This window comes from Pseudomonadota bacterium, from assembly GCA_026388315.1.
Taxonomy (GTDB): domain Bacteria; phylum Desulfobacterota; class Syntrophorhabdia; order Syntrophorhabdales; family Syntrophorhabdaceae; genus MWEV01.
The window spans coordinates 30,768-49,047 of the sequence record JAPLKA010000043.1; the positions used below are offsets into that span (position 1 = coordinate 30,768).

Sequence of the window (18,280 nt, forward strand, 5' to 3'; positions counted from 1 at the left end):
GGAACATCGCGATTAAAGAAGGTTGAGTTGCTGTCCCGTAGGAATCTATTTGCTTGTGTTGAGAGAGGCAATAAGGAGCGTAATGATATCGTTTATCTCAACAAATAATTCACCTGCAATCTCATCTTTTTCGGCTTTCTGTTCAACATACGTTGAGCAAGAATCTTCAATCATCCGGGCTTCCATAGCCTCATGACTCATTTGACACCCCCGTGTTTGATTTATTTAAAATTACCAAAGCGCCTCGTTCTTGCAATACTGTTAAATCATTTAAAGACCCCCTCCCCATTTATTGCCCTCGAACCACCTACAGGGGGGGGAAGGTAGGTGCATGGTTAAGGGCGGAGGGGGATGGGGAGGGGAATTTTTATTCATTGCTTTGCTGCCTTTTTAAATAAAAACATGCTATCTATAAGTGGCATGACGTTTAAAGCAAAATCAACCTTGCTTATAAATCCATCAGCGCCGGCATCTATAGCTAATGTCTTGTATTCGTTGCCGTTATGGTACGAAACAATAATAATAAACGGCGAATCAGGCTGCATTTTTACATGGCGCGTAGCTTCAAGACCATTCATTTCCGGCATATCAATATCCATAAGAACAAGGTCAGGTTTATATTTGTCTATCTTTTCAATCGCTTCGCTTCCTGATGTAGCTTTGTCAACCACCTGGACATAAGGAAAGGTTGACAGATAATATTCAACAGATTCGAGAAAAATATTGCTGTCATCAACGATAATCGTTCTAATCATTTATATGTAAGAATATATTGACTAATAAAAGAATAAAATCAGGTAAAAACCTTAGATTCTGATAAAAAAAACCCTACTGCGGTCTGATCAACCCTACCCTGATAGCATACCTGACCAGGCCTGCGATATCGTGGATATTAAGACGCTCCATCATTTGTGTTCTATGCGTCTCAACAGTTTTAATTGCTACCTTGAGAATAGATGCAATTTCTTTAGTCGTACGTCCTTCAGCAATGAGTTGCAGGACTTCACGCTGGCGGGGAGTGAGTTGTTCAACCGGTTGCTGGTCAGTCAAAATACGTTTCCTGTATGAATCTATGACATGCTTTGAGACCCCCGGACTCAAGTACGTCTCATTACGGGACACGGCCCTCACAGCGAGTTCGAGTTCCAAAGTTGCAGCATCTTTTAAAAGATATCCTGATGCACCAGCCTGAAGTGCCTGCAAAACATATTCCTCATTCGAATACATGGAGAGGATGATAACCTGTATGTCCTTGTAAGCCTTTTTTATCCGGCCTGTTGCCTCAATCCCGTTCATCTGCGCCATGGCAACATCCATCAATACAATATCAGGTCTTAATTGCCTGATAAGCTTCACAGCCTCACGGCCATCTCCGGCTTCACCGACTACTTCAATCCCGGACATTTGTTCTAAAAGCGATCTGATACCGGCTCTTACGAGCACATGGTCATCTGCAAGCAGTATACGGATCTTTTTCATAAGATTAACCTTTTTTGCCCCTCTTGTTTCCGGCAGGAAAAAACTCCAGAGGCAAGTATACGTGAATCTCCGTTCCCAACCCTCGCTCAGATTTAAATTCTATCCGTCCACCTGCAAGCAAAACCCTCTCCTCCATTCCGAGCAAACCGAGGCTTTTCCCTTTTAACGCCTTCTCGCGGGCCTTTCTGACATCAAAACCAATCCCATTATCTTTCACCTTAAGATGGAGCTCCCCGTTGTATTCGCCGAGTTCAACAAGCACATTCTTTGCCTTTGCATGACGGAGAATATTCGTTAATGCCGCCTGGGCAATGCGAAAGCATGTTGCCTCAGAAACAGGCGATAAATGTTCGTTCGTAAATTTCGTTACAAATTGCCCCCTTAATCCTCCCTGCTGGGATATCCAGTCTATGTGCCATCTCAATGCAGCGAGGAGGCCAAGGTCATCGAGTATTGAAGGGTGAAGTTCAATTGACAGACTTCGTACCTGTTGAAGGAGCCTGTCAACAATCTTGATGCTTTCTTTCAGAGGTACCATAACTAACGATTTTGTATCACAGGAGCGTTCGGCTGCCTGCAGGTTAATCTTTACTGCTGTGAGAACCTGACCTATTTCGTCATGCAGTTCACGTGCAATATGCCGGCGTTCAGCCTCCTGGACTTCCAGAAGGCGGCGGGAGAGTGTCTTCAGTTGTTTCATGGTATTCTGCAATTTGTCTTCAATTACCTTATGTTGTGTAATATCCTCAATAAAGCCATCCAGGTGGTGCGGTCGACCATTTTCATCATGAATAACGCGTATTGTAAGTTTCCCGGACCATTTTTTACCGTCCTTCATAAAAAATTGGCTTTCAAATCTCGCTGCTTCAGGGGTTTCCTTAATGATTTTAAAAAGATCATCCCGGCGCTGAGGGTCCACATAGATCTGTTTGGCGATGTTATGTATCGACTCAATAACCTCTTGTGGTGAATCGTACCCCATCATACGTGCAAGAGCCGGATTAACATCAATAAACCTCCCATCAAATGTCGACTGAAATATCCCCATAGGAGACTTCTCGAAGATGTTCCGGTATTTTTCTTCCGATTTATTTAACTCTCCTTCAACCCTTTTCCTCTCGGTAATGTCGGTCAGGCCTGCGATCGATCCACGGTAATTCCCCTGTTCATCAAAAATTGGTGCAGCCTCAAGGGTAGCGTAAATCCTGTTCCCATCCTTCTTAACAAATTCAAAATCATGGCTTTCCTTGATGCCCTGTCGACGACGCTCGAGGTTTATCTTGCATAGTTTTACACCTTCCTGATCCATAAATGAAAACAGATGTCTCCCGTGCATTTCATTCACTGTATACCCAAGCATCTCCGCCATGCGAGGGTTAACAAATGTTGTATTGGCTTCTTCATCAATAACCCAAACGCCCTCCTGAAGCGTATCGATAAGCTGGCGATACCTCAGCTCGCTTGCACGGAGTTTCTCCTCTGCCTCTTTTCGTTCAGTAACATCCCTGAAAATTCCCTGCACAATACTTTTCCCTGCATATCGGACAACACTTCCGGTAATATCTACAGATACCAATGTACCGTCCTTCCTTAAAACATAACCATTGCTCAAGGCGCTCGAGCCTTCCCGGATCATATCCTTAAAGGCTGTGACTGTTCTTTTAAGCTCCTCTTCCGGATGTATGTGCACAATATTTTTATCAAGGAGTTCTTCCCTTGGATACCCAAGGAGCTCCTCCATGCGCCTGTTTGCATCGAGGATATAGCCATTCTCATCTGCTAACATGATCGCATCGCTGGCATCGTTTATTAAGGTACGGTATTTTTCTTCCGATTCTTGGAGTGTCTCCTCTACCTGTCTGTGTCTTTTTTCAGACTTTTCCAACTCAACGATGCGTTGACGCAACTTTTTCAATTCAGCAATAAGTTGTTCTTTTGGTTTGTCCTGATCTCTCATATTTTAGTGTTTAGCGTAGAACTCATAGCTCACGGCTCATAGTTTATAGTTTATATCTCCCGGCTCTCTGCCCTCAACTTTCTCCCAAAAACAAGGTAACCGGTGTGGGCAACCATCCTGTCAAACGGTCTTACCCTCTCCGCAACTGTCTTATATTTTCTTAACATAATTTCAATTACCTCAATATCGCTGAAAAACCTGGGCGCCTCTTTTAAAATATCTGAAATCTGGTTTGCTGTAGGAACTATCATACCCAATAATCCACTCTCTTTTAAGAGGTTATAAGATTTTTCGAGATGCATCCATGGCTCCCTCACATCAATGAAGGCTGCATCAAATCCCTCCTCCGCACAATCTACTTCTTCATTGTGATAGAGTTCTGCGTTATTCCACTCGGCAAAACGTTCCATGTTTTTTTTAGCGTTTTTATAATGTCTCTCTTCTTTCTCGAAAGAAACAACCTTTCCATGCGGACCAACGATACGTGAAAACATAAAGGTGAGCACGCCACTCCCGGTACCGATTTCAACAATCCTTGAGCCGTTTTTCAAACCCAATTTGAAACAAATAAATGCGGCATCCTTCGGAAAAACTATCTGGGTCTCCCTCCTTAGCCCATACATCACAATATCTTCCAGAGACGGCTCGAATATCTCGTATTGTCCGAACCTTATGCCGTAGGTTTTTCCAATCAGCTCTGAATAGCTCAGAATGCCTCCTTTCCCATGGAATGCCTGTCCCTGAGATATTCTTTTCAAATACTTCCTATCCTTATACATAATAAGAATTAAACTATCCCATTCAATTGTTTTCATATTCACCTGTTTTTATCATCACTATTCTGGAATTTTAAAATTAACAAACTTTGGGATTTTGGAATGAATTCTCAATTCCTGAACTCCTCAATCCCTCACAACCCCCCTTATATTACGTTTAATGTATAATAAATCCGAAAAGTTGTCAAAAAGTTAACATACGTGTTGCATTGATGCCGAGGTAGCCACAACAGTCAATATTATACATAAGCTATTCCCAGCCAATTACCTCATAGCCTTTTTCCCGCAGGCACTTCTCTACAAAACTTTTATATAAGGGACTTGGCTGCGAGCCTTTGGCTATGCCATACAAGAGTCCAGATGCTGCGCCTGTAGCAGCTCCTACCCCGGCACTTCCTGCTATATCGCCGGTAACTGCCCCCGCAGCTCCACCTATTACTGCTCCGGCAGCGCTTCCTACCACTGTGCTTTTTGCTGCTTCCTTGCCGGCGCTTGACGTAATGTATGTATCAGCACTACTCTTACATTCATCAATGTCACTAAAAGCTTTTTCTTCTCCTACCGATTTCAGGTATGCATTCGGATAAAGGGCTGGCCCCTTGGTAGCACAACCGAACAGAAGCAGAGCAAAAATGAAAATAAATAAGCATTTCATTTTATATCCTCCTTGTTTTTATTTTAAAACTATCATTGCGTATATTCAAGGATCTCCCTACCCTTCTCCTCTTAATGGTCCCGGAATGCCTGATCATTGGTCATGAAATTCCGGCGTCTTCGAGACGTTTTGCTACTTCTTTTATGATGTTTACCATCCTGCCACCATTTTAAATGCTCGATAAGTCATCAAATATTATTACATTCTTCTTGCAGAAAAACCATGCAAAATGTTGCATTGCAATGCTGTGTTGATTCGGCTAAATTTAACTTTAAAATATTCCCACCATTTGTTATAAAACAGTATATTATTACAGAATCAAAACTTACACGCAGGGGGAATAATTTGGACAAGATTGGAATCATAGGACTGGGGAACATGGGAGAGGCAATATTAAAATCCCTGCTCAAAAACAACATACAAAAAGAGCATATGGTCTGCTCGGAGGCGAAAACAGAAAGGGCTGATTTCATAGAAAAAACATATAACATAAAGATAACAAAAAACCCCGAAAAGTTAACAGGGCAGGCAAAATATATCATTCTCGCCATAAAACCTCAGGATTCAAAAGAACTTATGAAGGATATTGCCAAACACCTTAACGATAGCACAGTTCTCATATCCATTATGGCCGGCGTCACCATTTCAAATATCACTGCCGCCATAGGTAAACCCATAAAAATAATCAGGATAATGCCCAACATCTGCGTAAAGGTTGGAGAGGGTATAATGGGCTTAACGTGTAATAACCTGGTGGAAAATAATGAGCTTGACGAAGTCCGAAGATTCATGACACCCCTTGGAAAGATTATCGAAATAGGTGAAGAACTTATGAATGCCGTTACTGCGATGGGTGGAAGCGGACCGGCCTTTTTCCTCCTTTTCCTGGAAGCGATGATCGACGCCGGCGTAAAAATGGGCATACCGAGGGATAAATCAAAGATACTCAGTTTTCAGGTCGTGAGGGGTACCCTGAAGATGCTTGAAGAAGAGGGACTGCATCCCACGATATTGAAAGAGATGGTTGTGTCCCCCGGCGGCACCACCATATCCGGGCTTGCACATTTAGAAGAGAAGGCATTCAAGGGTAACATTATAAAAGCAGTTGAAAAGGCAGCAAAAAGGGCTAAAGAACTCTCACTATGATACTCAACGAATACTCAAGCAAAAGACTGAAAATGGTAGAAACCCAGATCATACCGCGGGGCGTAAAAGATGTACGGGTCATCAATGCCATGAAAAAGGTGCCGAGGCATCTCTTTCTCGATGAGGCACTGTGGCCACAGGCATATGAAGATTATCCCTCTCCTATTGGCGAAAAACAAACAATCTCACAGCCTTACATCGTTGCCCTCATGACAGAACTGCTTGATCTAAAAGGACACGAGAGAATCCTCGAAATAGGAACAGGCTCGGGCTATCAAACGGCAATACTTGCAAAGGTTGCAGAGCAAGTATATTCAATAGAAAGGATCCCGGCGCTTGCAAAAAGAGCGAGAAAAATATTAGATGACCTGAAATATACAAATATAATTATAACAATCAGTGACGGCACATTAGGGTGGAGAGAATACAGTCCCTTTGATGGCATCATTGTTACTGCCGCTGCACCGATAGCGCCAAAAACGCTTCTTGCACAGTTAAAGCCTGGTTCCAGACTTGTTATTCCCGTTGGGGAGGAATTTGTACAGGATTTAATAGTATATACAAGAGAAGATGGAGACTCGTTCAGCAAGGAAAATTACGGCGGGTGCAGATTTGTGAAACTCATAGGGGAACAGGGGTGGAGAGGTTGAAGGAAGAAGGAAGGCAGTATAAACTTCCGTACTATGAAGAATTTCAGGTAGAAAATCTTTACCTCAAAGAACTGAGGAAACTTCCCGTTCTGTCCTTGAAAGAAGAGTTGGAATATGCCAGGAAGATAGCCCTGGGAGATACCGAAGCAAGACGAAAGCTTATAGAAGCCAATTTGAGGCTCGTCGCAAAGATAGCAAGAAAATATACAAGCCAGGGCGTCTCCACACTTGACCTCATCGAAGAAGGTAATATCGGTCTGATGAGGGCTGTTGAAAAATATGATCCTGCGAGGAATTGCAGATTCTCAACATATGCAACATGGTGGATAAAGCAGTCCATCGAAAGGGCGATAGCAAATTATTCAAGAACGATAAGGTTGCCCATCCATATCTCTTCAAGAATTTACAAAATATCAAAAACCATAAGCGGCTACACGGAAAAGGGAGAAAATGAACCGACATCTGAGGATATTGCTTACCAGACAGGTCTTCCCTTGGAATTTGTAAAAAATCTTTTTTCCGTAGTAATCAGAACCTACTCTCTCGAAACCCTCATTGGTGATGATAGCAAACTCACCCTGGAGGATATTCTGCCAAATACATATTTTGAGGAACCTTTATCAGCATTTGAGCATGTAAAGAGAGTTGAAGAGGTCGCTTCATGGCTTGATGCATTAACAAACGACGAAAAAAAGGTTATCATAATGAGATACGGTCTCGATGGAGAGGAACCACAAACGCTCGAGGCTATAGGAAAGGTATTTGGAGTTACAAGGGAAAGGATAAGACAAATAGAACAAAAAGCCATTAACAAACTGCGGAAAACGGTTAAGAGAAAAAATATTGAACGAGAAAATATCTGAAGAAGCTTCCCATAAAAACCCCACAATCGACATAATCAAAAAAGGGTCAGTAATCACAATGATTACTTTAATCAGCAGGCCCCTCGGGTATGTAAGGGAGGCAATACAGGCATATCTTTTTGGTGCAACGCTTTTGGTGGACGCCTTTATCGTGGCATTCAACTTCCCGGAGTTGATACAAACCCTCTTTTTCTCCGGGGCTACAAGTGCCTTCCTCGTGCCTGTTTGCTCAAAATACTTACACGATGATAAGGATTACTCCGCAATATATTCGACTTTTATCAATCTTTCCATAATTATAACAATTTTTATATCGCTCATATTTTTCATCTTGAGTTCAACAATCGTAGATTTGATAGCCCCTGGGTTCAACCCTGAAGCAAAAGATGTCACAAAAAAACTGTTTATCATTATGATACCTGTTATCAGTCTACATACAATACTTTCAGTCATGAAGGCCTTTCTCAATGCAAAGGAGCATTTTGCAGCCCCTGAAATGTCAGGGATCATATGGAATATTATTTTTATTCTTGCAGCGCTCCTATTAAGTAAGACCTATGGCATATACAGCCTCGCCATCGGCGTTACAATAGGTTCTGTTCTTCAGATTATGGTCCAGTATCCCTATCTGAGAAAGTTTAATATCAGATACAAAGTTTCCCTGGCCTTCAAACACCCTGCGGTATGGGAAGCAAAAAGACTTTTTCTGGGTGCCCTTATCGCTACATCTATTGTTCCCATAAACAGTTTCGTTGGAAGGATCATTGCATCGTATCTCCCGCAGGGAGAAGTAGCCTCCCTTTCATATGCCTTCCGGATTTTTATACTTCCGTTCAGCCTCTTCGCTGTCCCCATCTATACGGTTACATTCTCAAAACTATCCAGGCTCTACCACAAAGATGACTGGAAGGGTATTTACGCGAACATAGACAGTTCCATAATTCTGCTCTGTATCACGCTTATTCCTGCATCGATTTTTCTCTGCTCAATGGGTGATATCTGCATAAAGATTCTCTACGAAAGGGGGGCGTTTACCCCAAAAGAAACACTCCTTACAAATAAGGCCCTTTTCGGGTACAGCACAGGACTCCTCTTTTATGCACTGTCAATCTCACTTGTGAGAATTTTTAATGCCTTCCATAATATGAAAACACCTGCCATTATTGGCATAACATCAATTGTAATAAATGCAATCCTTGCAGCATTCCTCATGGCCCCATTCGGCAACCTCGGCATTTCCCTTGCCACTTCCATTGTCTCTCTTTACAATTTTTTCATGCTCTTCATATACCTAAAGAAAAAAATCCACTATCGGTTAATGAGAAAAACTGTGAGGGATATAATAAAATCTTTATTGGCCGGGTTTGTTCTTCTTATATTGCTGCTTATGTGTAAATATATTACGGATGGCAAGGTTTATATATCCCTGCTGATAGGTATTTTACTCACCATTATCGTATATGGTGTGGTTTTCAAAAAATATTATCTTTTCTATCTAAAACAAAGGGGTTAGACATAAAGTTATTTAAATGGAAAAACGTTTAAAAAAAAAATACCCCTCTGTCAGTACCATTACTCAAACAGAGCATATAAGAATTGTGAAGGAAATCTTTTCTACCGTAACAAAAAGATACGATTTCCTCAACCATTTCCTCAGCATGCGCCGGGATATTGCCTGGCGACGTTTTGCCGTTAAAAAAATGCATTTTTTTCACACTCACAGACTGCTTGATGTAGCATGTGGAACGGCAGACCTTGCACTTATGGCAGCGGCGAGGCATCCCGAAATTAACGTTACAGGAATCGATTTTGTGCAAGCAATGCTTGACGCCGGGCAAAGGAAAATCAATAATAATAATCTTTCAGTCAGAATAAAACTTGTCCGCGGTGATGCCCTTTCTTTACCCTTTAATGATAATACTTTTGATGTTGCAGGCATTGCTTTCGGTATAAGGAACATCCCCGACAGAATATCTGCACTTGAAGAAATGTTACGGGTTATAGTTCCCGGTGGTCAGATAACGGTTATCGAAATGACATTTTCCAGAAATTCGATATTAAGGAAACTTTACCATACTTATTTAAACCGTATTTTGCCGCACCTTGCAAAAAGGTTTTCCATGAACACAGGCGCTTATTATTATCTTGCTGATTCTATTATGAATTTTCCTGCACCTGATGAATTCACACAGATAATGGAAGAAATTGGCTTCGAGCAGGTAAAAAAATACAGGCTGACTCTTGGTATAACCTACCTGCATACAGGAATAAAACCTGGATTGCCACACCCTTCAGGTTTACAATAACTTCGTTAAATATTTTTGTTTTCTTTTCGTGAGTTGACTCAAATTTTTCCTTGTGTTAGCATGTGCTGGTATAATGTCTCCTACGCATATAATGGAATTTCATATTTCCCGCAAAGCAAGAGACCTTTACCGGTTCGATGATGCCCTTTTTTCTTTGAGCGGTAACGTTGTCTTTGCAAACTTTCATGCTGCACGCATGTTCGCACAAAAAATTAACCAGAAAAAAGACCTTGTTGCTTTTCCGGAGCAGTCAGTCAAGGCAGGTCAGATTAATGCAATGGGTCTTATCGATGAAGTCCTCCATTACGTTGTGGCCTTATATCGGGAAGAAATCGACCCGCAAATAACGGAAAAAGCCCTTGGCTGGCTATATGAAAAACTCGGAAAAGCAACAGTTGACACAATGCTTTACAGGTTTACTGACGAATTTCCACCGGTATCGGTGTATAAAAACCAAGCAGATATTGAACACTACCTTGAAAGTAGCACGTCGAACATTCCTAACAGATTGATCGTTCTGGAGGAAATGATCCTGCTCTGGCTCACCAATATAAATCCGGCGTTCCTGCCTTTTGGTGAACTCTTCGATGATACGACCCTGAAAAAGGAGACGGGCTATCTCACAGCGATAAAAAGCTTAAAGGACTTCTTCGAAAAGGCTCCGCCTTTTGGTCCCGATAACCAAAACCTTATCGATATGCTCCGCAGCCCGGCTGTGGCAGTACCTTATTCTCTGCCGGGGCAGATCGAATACATCAGGGAGCACTGGGGTTTTCTATTGCGAAAATTCCAGTATCGAATCCTCGGGAGTCTTGACCTGATAAAAGAAGAAGAGAAGATCACCTTTGCAGGGCCGGGGCCTATGGAAGTCCTGAGCATGGAAGCCTTGAGGCTCATCGGAATTGATCTTGAAGCTGAACATTTCAGTCCTGATCTTGACTGGATGCCACGGCTTGTTTTAATTGCCAAGAATATCTATGTCTGGATAGACCAATTATCAAAAAAGTATGGACAAAATATAACACGCCTTGACCAGATCCCGGATGGTGAACTCGATATGCTTCAAAAACAGGGCTTTACAGGATTGTGGCTCATAGGGGTCTGGGAAAGGAGCCCCTCATCACAAAAGATCAAACAACTATGCGGTAATCCGGAGGCTGTATCTTCTGCATACTCACTGTTTGACTACACTATCTCGAATGACCTTGGGGGCGAAGAGGCTTACCAGGCATTAAAAGACAGGGCCTGGAAGCGGGGCATCCGCCTTGCCAGCGATATGGTGCCAAACCATACCGGTGTTTTTTCAAAATGGACAGCAGAACACCCGGACTGGTTTATTTCCCTGAACCATAACCCTTTCCCGTGGTATTCATTTAATAAATATGACCTTTCACCGGACAGGCGGATTGGCATCTTCATTGAAGACCATTATTTCAATCGTACCGATGCGGCGGTAGTGTTTAAAAGGGTTGACCGGGAAACAGGCGAAGAAGCATATGTCTATCATGGGAACGATGGAACGAGTATGCCCTGGAACGATACGGCACAACTCAATTATCTTAAACCGGAAGTCCGTGAAGCTATGATTCAGACTATTCTCCATGTTGCCCGCAAATTTTCAATCATCCGTTTTGATGCGGCCATGACATTGACGAAAAAACACTATCAGCGGCTCTGGTTTCCCGAACCCGGCAAAGGGGGAGCAATACCGACCAGGGCAGAATATGGCTTAACAAAAGATGCGTTTAATAAACTTGTACCGAACGAGTTCTGGCGGGAGGTTGTGGATAGGATTGCCGTTGAGGCGCCTGATACATTGCTCATGGCGGAAGCGTTCTGGCTGCTCGAAGGTTACTTCGTTCGCACCCTTGGGATGCACAGGGTATACAACAGCGCTTTTATGAATATTTTGAGGGATGAAGACAATGCAAAATACCGCACCGTCATGAAAAACATTCTTGAATTTGATCCGGAAATCCTCAAAAGACTTGTAAATTTTATGAATAATCCAGATGAAAAGACTGCCGCTGAGCAATTCGGTAAAGATAAGAAATATTTTGGCATCTGTACTATGATGGTAACCATGCCAGGTCTCCCGATGTTTGGCCATGGTCAGGTCGAAGGATACACGGAAAAATACGGGATGGAATACAGCAGGGCCTATTGGGATGAAATACCTGACGCATATCTTGTCCAGCGTCACGAAAAAGAAATATTCCCTCTATTGCATAAAAGGCACCTTTTTGCAGGTGTAGAAAATTTTCTTTTGTATGACTTTTTTTCAGATAATGGAAATGTCAATGAGGATGTCTTTGCATTTTCTAACAGATACAACAACGATCGCACTATTGTTGTATACAACAATAAAAATGGTAATACAAAGGGGTGGATAAAGACTTCTGTTGCCTATTCAGCGAAAAAAGGACCGGATGGAACACGGATACTGTCCCGGGAAAATTTAGGAAATGGACTAAATTTCAATGATGGTGACAATTATTTCACTACTTTCAAAGATCATACAACCAACCTTGAATATATCAGAAAAAACAGAGAACTCTTTGACAAAGGCCTTTTCATGGAATTGGGACCCTACGATTATCATGTATTCATTGATTTTTACGAAATTCAGGACAACGAAAGGCAGCATTATGCATCCCTCGCCTCGTATCTCAAGGGACGGGGTGTTCCAAACATAGATGGGGCGCTCCATGAGGTATTTCTGCAACCGGTTCACCGTAGCTTTGGCGAACTGGTAAATGCTCACACCTTGAGGAGATACATTGAGATCTATGATGATTTTTCTGACAAAAAACTTAAAAAGGTTCCTGAAGAATTCATGAACGAGATTGAAGGAAAAACAATAGACCTCCTTCGCGAAATCACGTTCTTCCTTAACATTTCGGGTGATGAGTTAAAGATTGCCCGGGACATAACACATATTGCAGAAGTAATTCTTGGGTTATCCCACATAAAGAAAAACCTCACCTCATCACAAGACAAGAAAAGCAAAGACGTAATCACATATGTTCAATCTTACTTAAAAGACAATCAGGGCTTCCTTTACACCATTTTCGGATGGTTGTTTGTCCACAGGTTAGGATATATCGTTGATCATGAACCCGAACAGTCTGCCTTAAGCCGGAGTTGGATTGACGAATGGAAGCTCGGTCTCATTATCACCGATACACTCATGGAATGCGGCTACGATGAACAGCAAAGTACATGGTCTCTGCTAACGACAAAAATCCTGACAACCCACCAATCCTGTCTTATTAAATCAAAGGAAGGGCACATTCTTACATTACTCGAATCCCTGTTTTCGGACCTGGAAGTTCAGCACTTTCTGCAAATAAATCGCTACAAGGAAGCCCTCTGGTTTAATAAAGAATCTTTCGAGCAGCTTATGAGATGGATTTTTATCGTTTCAATTATTACGCTCTTTTCAGACCCTTCCCTGTCAGCACGTGACGCAACAAACAAGATCATTTCGCATTTCAAAACAGTTAATCAACTCCTGAATATATCAGAACAATCGAATTACCAAGTCGAAATGCTGCTGGAAATAGCAAAGACTAAGGAAATCCAATGAAAAACTAATCTGCCAAATCGCTGGTATCTTCTTTACCACTTGCAGCAGAAGAAGTTCCTACCTCTTCCGGGTACGCCAGATGAAAATCATGGAGTGTAGTATGCTTGGCAATTAAATCTTTTGTATCAACTACCCCAAGTTGTCCAAACAAGAAAGCAAACTGGTCATATAGATTCTCTGCAACTTTTGCCCGGACATCTTCCGGCATAGTCCATATCATCCATTTGAAAGGACCTGTCGCTTGTTTACGCGTGCTGTATGCAAACTGTGCAAAAGTCTTACCGGCTTTCCAGTCTCCTCTAAATTTGTCAGCTAAAAACTGTTCTATTTCACTCTGTGCACCTTTTACTTTATAGATTCCGTTATCAAAGGTGATGTTTTGAAAACCGGTAGCAAGATGTACTTCTACAGCTTTATTTTGAGGAAACAAGCTAAAGGCATTATTCGGTAAAGTTGATGCCCCATGCTGAACTGAACCAGCCCATCCGTATTTTTTACCAAAATCTGTTGCCATCCTCAATATTTCAAAAGCTATAGAAACATCGGCTACTGATCCATCTGGAAGCGGGGTGCCTCCGTGGGCAGTACCATCATTTACAGCTATCTTACGAATACCAAGCGCAGGGTCAATTCCCAACCGTTTCATATTTGCAATAATACCTTCAGCATAGGCTTCAAGGTCTTCCTTCCTGGTATTCATCTTACCGACCTCGCCAGTTTCTCCACCCAATAACACTGTCCAGGGAATTCCAAGCTCTTTTTCCAGTGCCCTTACATCAGCAATTTTCTCGGCAGTTAATCTGGCATTTTCTGCTTGCTGCTCTTCAAAAGATAGATTTTCTTCGGTTCTTCGCTCAAAAGGAGACATGTCAAGATCGATTGACCCAAAACCTGCTGCCAATAATTCCTGAATAAGCTTTCTGTGTGTATTTATTTCCTTTGCGGCCGGAGTTCCGCCTTCTCTGACCGGTGCGGATTTTAACTGCACATGATCGCCTTGCAAGAAAAGCGGACCCTCAAAACCTTCCAGCATTGCCGCAGCTTGAAGGACCGCGGCATATTCCGCCGGGCTTTGATTGGTATAGCCCATTTCTGAACGGGCGATCTCAGTGATAAGTGCCCCGACTTTGTTATCATTGGCAGCCTTGAACAGCGCTCTTGCACAATCTAACGTGCCTACGCGAATATTGACTGCAGGAAAAGACATTTCTCTATTTATTCGGCCCTCCGCTATGGCAACATACGCTTCCTGCGGTGAGGCCAGCTTTACATTCAGTTGTTGTGCGCCTTCGCCTATTATCCATCTGGACAATGCCTGCACATCCGCTGGAGCGCTCCTGTCACCAAAATCCGCCGCATTAGCCGCCAATGTCGGCAATGAACCCTTAAAGGCATCAACATTATCTATATGAAGCGCACCCTTACTGATAGTTGCACCTCTTAAGCCATTACTCATTATATCTGCTCTATTTGTAAATACTTTTATCGCTGATGTTTGATGAACCATATTCGCTCCAATTCTTGCTGCCATTTTATTTCCTCCTTTAAAATTTTTATCGTTTCTTGAGTACCTCAACGATCTCATCCACCAGCGGCTTTGAACCGACATAAAGTGCAGTCCTTTGATGTTGTTTCTTCGGCTGAATTTCAAGTATCGGTGTTCCTGTTTCATCCACAGCATCTCCACCAGCCTCCCGGCACATGAAGGCGACAACAGCAGCCTCATACATCAACCGCAGTTTCCCTTCAGGCCTGTTTTTCTTTGGATTCGGATGGTTCACAATAGCAGGATACATGAACATACCACCGTTGGAAAGGGTCCGATGGAAATCCCCTGCCAGGGCGCCGAGGTATCTATAGGAATATTTATTTACGTTTCCGCTTATCCACTCCTGGATCCGATATGCATAGGTAGAATGGTTGGCAGCGTTAAATGACAATTCCCAGCTCTTTTTATCCTTCGGGAGAATCATACGGACAGGCTTGACATAATTCATTGTATCATCTATATGGAATCTCCATGTTCCGGCTTCTTTCAATGCAAGTGTAAATGTGCCTGTGGGTATCACAAACATGCCCGCTGCTATATAATCTTTTCCTGCCCTCAAATGGCAGTCCTCAGATCCATTGAGGTTTCTCTTGGCAATGCCGAAGAGAAAACCGACAGGCAGTCCGTGGGCAACATTTGATGAACCATCCAGTGGGTCAAAATAGACAAAATAACGACCGCCCTCTTCATTAAGCGGTATAATATCATCAACTTCCTCGCTGACCGCATGGATTACCCTGTTCGTACTCTTCAGGTAATGGATTGCAATCTCATGGGCAATCTGATCCATGCGCATCACATCTTCGCCCTGCACGTTGATTGTGTTTGCAAGCCCCAGGTTTCCTTTTAAGGCGCCTGTCAGGTAGTAGTGCTGAATATGCTTCGCTGCGCTTACAAGGGCATCCATCAGAATAAGAAAGTGGTAAGTACGGTTATATTTTTCCTGATGATCAAGTAAAAAATTCAAAAAGGTTTGTTCAAGTTGTATCATGTTAGCTCCTTTAAAAATTGATATTAATATTTTTATATTCATTTACTATAAAAGAATCTGTTAAATCAATAAAATCCTTAACAATATAAAATAGCTTCCATCCGGGGTCAAAGGCCTTTTATCACGTTGCTTCACGCGGCAATGCGGGGGATATAGATTAGCCTTTGCCATTAAAAACTAAGTGTTGAAATAATATTATAGCAAAGCTATCCTATGAGCAATGAATTACAACTTTTCTGTTGAGTGGAGGGAGAAAAAATCATGAAACTGAAAATAGCTATTTTAACAGGTGGAGGAGATTGCCCCGGCCTGAACGGTGCAATCAAATGGGTAACAAAAACCGCTCTTGATCCAAAGCTCGCTGAAAAGCGATCTGTTTCTTTTGAAGTTATCGGTGTTGCTGATGGCTGGAGGGGATTGGTAGAGGTTGACCCTGATGATCCGAAAAGTTGCGATCGATACCTCAGGTATCTGGATGGAGAGATTGTTCGGGCATGGGACCGTTATGGTGGAACAAACTTAGGAACCTCACGTACAAACCCGTTCAATCCAAAAAATGATCGTTCTGATAAATTAATTGATAATATTAAAAGGCTTGGGATAGACGTACTTGTTGCGATTGGTGGAGAAGATACGCTTGGTGTTGCCTATAAATTACACAAACTGGGTATCAAGACGGTAGGTATTCCCAAAACTATTGACAATGACCTTGTAGGAACCGAATATTCGCTCGGTTTTGATACCGCTGTTAATGTAATTATGGAGGAAATTGACCGGCTGAGAACCACTGCAGGTTCTCACGGCCGGATCTTTGTTGTTGAAACAATGGGACGCCATGCAGGATGGCTCGCCCTCCACGGAGGTGAATGCAGCGGTGCATATATCATTTTGATACCTGAATACCTTTTTGATATGAACCAGGTATGCGAACTCCTTCGTGAGCGAAGGGGACGGGAAATAAATTATTCAATTATTGTCGTTTCTGAAGGGGCAAAACCTTCGGGACAGCATGAATTTCTAAGAGATGGCAAGATAGATGACTTCGGACACACCTCACTTGGAGGAATAGCAAGTTATGTAGCCGGTGAGATTGAAAAACAAACAGGATTCGAATCGCGCAGTCTCATCTTGAGTCATTTACAACGGGGAGGCACGCCATCCGCACATGATCGTTTAATGGCCAGATGGTTTGGCATTGCCACTGTTGATATGATTATCAACGAGGATTTTGGACGCATGGTAAGCCTTGTACAGGGTGAAATCAGAAGCGTTCCCATGAAAGAGATCCTCAATAAATTGAAACTTGTTGACGTGGAAAAATATTATGATACCGAACGGTACAATGGCCGCAGATCAATAATGTAGACAAATCTTAACCTATATTGCCGGCAAATCCATATGTATCAACCTGCCAGCCTTCAGCAGGCATTCGCACACCGTCAATATAGACCGTTCTGTCATCAAGCGCAACTCTCCCTTTTGCAATCAGCTCATGTACCACAAAAGGATATATCTGCCAGTCTCCTTCCGTCCTGAGCACTTCCTGAATACTGGCAGAAACCTGCTCCAGCGATGTGTAAAGCATATTCCTTTCTCTTTGCGCGGCCTCCCGAAATTGCGGGAGGGTTCTTGCATCTGTTTTCTCCGCAAACCTTCTGATATCGCGCAACTCATCATCCCACGTTGAGAGCGGCAGGGATCGTGATTGGACCAATATCGGACCTCCATCATCACTTGCATCAACAAAAAATACTGTTGATTTCACACTGTTTTCTTCAGCCAGTATTGCTTTGGCAGTAGGCCTCCACCCAAGCCCTACGTATTTTCTCGCATCACCAGGATGGACATTGAGAATGTGCGGAAAGTATCTATTGGCCATCCAGTCCCCTATCCACAGGTCGTATCCGGCCAGGCATATGAGATCCGGTCTGCCGTTCAACCCCTGCTCCATAAGCGTCATGATTGCCATGTCATAGCTGTTTCTCTCAATACCGTACCTGGGAATCTTTTCAAGTCCCCACATCTCCCTGAAATATCTCGCAGAATCCAGCAAGGCTACAGGAACACCACGGTCTTTTGCTTTCAATACCCCTGCACAAAGAGGTGCGTTACTGAAAACGAGGTGCTGTTTATCGGGGTCCCGCTCGTATATTTTATCATAATTGGTTCCCGAGCCAGAAACGCCGCAGGCGTACCTGATTGGCCCGGATGATGGATCGTAAATCAATTTCACTGTCATTTCTCATACCCCCTTTATTTTCCGGGCTTACATCACCCCTCGTAACCGTTCAAGCAGTTCAAATCATTCAAGCAGTTCAA

Annotated in this window: 16 protein-coding genes; 7 read left to right on the forward strand and 9 right to left on the reverse strand. The window is 42.8% G+C overall.

Features of this window, described 5'->3' with window-relative positions:
- Positions 1 to 45: 45 nt before the first annotated feature.
- From NTX75_04335 to NTX75_04360, 6 genes are all read right to left on the reverse strand, one after another.
- Positions 46 to 201, reverse strand: coding sequence for a hypothetical protein (locus NTX75_04335; GenBank protein MCX5815457.1), 156 nt, complete (start codon positions 199 to 201; stop codon positions 46 to 48).
- A 170-nt stretch (positions 202 to 371) separates the two neighbouring features.
- Entirely contained in the window at positions 372 to 755 is a 384-nt protein-coding gene (locus tag NTX75_04340) for a response regulator transcription factor (GenBank protein ID MCX5815458.1), read from the reverse strand.
- 73 nt (positions 756 to 828) lie between these two features.
- Positions 829 to 1,479 (reverse strand): response regulator transcription factor, encoded by a 651-nt coding sequence (locus NTX75_04345; protein ID MCX5815459.1) that lies wholly within the window; start codon positions 1,477 to 1,479, stop codon positions 829 to 831.
- A 4-nt stretch (positions 1,480 to 1,483) separates the two neighbouring features.
- Positions 1,484 to 3,436 carry a PAS domain S-box protein gene (locus NTX75_04350; protein MCX5815460.1) on the reverse strand — a complete coding sequence of 651 codons (1,953 nt, stop codon included), beginning with the start codon at positions 3,434 to 3,436 and terminating at the stop codon, positions 1,484 to 1,486.
- Between the two features lie 50 nt (positions 3,437 to 3,486).
- Positions 3,487 to 4,251 (reverse strand): methyltransferase type 11, encoded by a 765-nt coding sequence (locus NTX75_04355; GenBank protein ID MCX5815461.1) that lies wholly within the window; start codon positions 4,249 to 4,251, stop codon positions 3,487 to 3,489.
- 211 nt (positions 4,252 to 4,462) lie between these two features.
- Positions 4,463 to 4,867 carry a glycine zipper family protein gene (locus NTX75_04360; GenBank protein ID MCX5815462.1) on the reverse strand — a complete coding sequence of 135 codons (405 nt, stop codon included), beginning with the start codon at positions 4,865 to 4,867 and terminating at the stop codon, positions 4,463 to 4,465.
- 345 nt (positions 4,868 to 5,212) lie between these two features.
- On the opposite strand from NTX75_04360, the gene proC reads away from it, so the two are divergent.
- From proC to NTX75_04390, 6 genes are all read left to right on the forward strand, one after another.
- Positions 5,213 to 6,013: a pyrroline-5-carboxylate reductase gene (gene proC, locus NTX75_04365; protein ID MCX5815463.1), complete on the forward strand. Its 801-nt coding sequence runs from the start codon at positions 5,213 to 5,215 to the stop codon at positions 6,011 to 6,013.
- On the forward strand, positions 6,010 to 6,663 hold the full coding sequence (locus tag NTX75_04370) for a protein-L-isoaspartate(D-aspartate) O-methyltransferase (GenBank protein ID MCX5815464.1): 654 nt from the start codon (positions 6,010 to 6,012) through the stop codon (positions 6,661 to 6,663). The genes proC and NTX75_04370 overlap by 4 nt, the downstream gene beginning before the upstream one ends.
- Entirely contained in the window at positions 6,651 to 7,526 is an 876-nt protein-coding gene (locus NTX75_04375; protein MCX5815465.1) for a sigma-70 family RNA polymerase sigma factor, read from the forward strand. The genes NTX75_04370 and NTX75_04375 overlap by 13 nt, the downstream gene beginning before the upstream one ends.
- Positions 7,507 to 9,039: a murein biosynthesis integral membrane protein MurJ gene (gene murJ, locus NTX75_04380; protein ID MCX5815466.1), complete on the forward strand. Its 1,533-nt coding sequence runs from the start codon at positions 7,507 to 7,509 to the stop codon at positions 9,037 to 9,039. The genes NTX75_04375 and murJ overlap by 20 nt, the downstream gene beginning before the upstream one ends.
- Before the next feature lie 16 nt (positions 9,040 to 9,055).
- Positions 9,056 to 9,832, forward strand: coding sequence for a bifunctional demethylmenaquinone methyltransferase/2-methoxy-6-polyprenyl-1,4-benzoquinol methylase UbiE (gene ubiE, locus NTX75_04385; protein ID MCX5815467.1), 777 nt, complete (start codon positions 9,056 to 9,058; stop codon positions 9,830 to 9,832).
- A 73-nt stretch (positions 9,833 to 9,905) separates the two neighbouring features.
- Positions 9,906 to 13,421, forward strand: coding sequence for an alpha-amylase family glycosyl hydrolase (locus tag NTX75_04390; GenBank protein MCX5815468.1), 3,516 nt, complete (start codon positions 9,906 to 9,908; stop codon positions 13,419 to 13,421).
- 4 nt (positions 13,422 to 13,425) lie between these two features.
- Here the strand turns inward: NTX75_04390 and NTX75_04395 are convergent, their stop codons facing one another.
- Both NTX75_04395 and NTX75_04400 read right to left on the reverse strand, forming a co-directional pair.
- Positions 13,426 to 14,952: a class II fructose-bisphosphate aldolase gene (locus NTX75_04395; GenBank protein MCX5815469.1), complete on the reverse strand. Its 1,527-nt coding sequence runs from the start codon at positions 14,950 to 14,952 to the stop codon at positions 13,426 to 13,428.
- A 22-nt stretch (positions 14,953 to 14,974) separates the two neighbouring features.
- The gene (locus NTX75_04400; GenBank protein ID MCX5815470.1) at positions 14,975 to 15,961 is read right to left on the reverse strand and encodes a hypothetical protein; all 987 of its coding nucleotides are present in this window, start codon (positions 15,959 to 15,961) and stop codon (positions 14,975 to 14,977) included.
- A 267-nt stretch (positions 15,962 to 16,228) separates the two neighbouring features.
- On the opposite strand from NTX75_04400, the gene NTX75_04405 reads away from it, so the two are divergent.
- Positions 16,229 to 17,326 (forward strand): ATP-dependent 6-phosphofructokinase, encoded by a 1,098-nt coding sequence (locus NTX75_04405; protein ID MCX5815471.1) that lies wholly within the window; start codon positions 16,229 to 16,231, stop codon positions 17,324 to 17,326.
- A gap of 7 nt (positions 17,327 to 17,333) precedes the next feature.
- Here NTX75_04405 and NTX75_04410 read toward each other — a convergent pair whose 3' ends face one another.
- Positions 17,334 to 18,200: a formyltransferase family protein gene (locus NTX75_04410; protein MCX5815472.1), complete on the reverse strand. Its 867-nt coding sequence runs from the start codon at positions 18,198 to 18,200 to the stop codon at positions 17,334 to 17,336.
- Positions 18,201 to 18,280 lie beyond the last annotated feature (80 nt).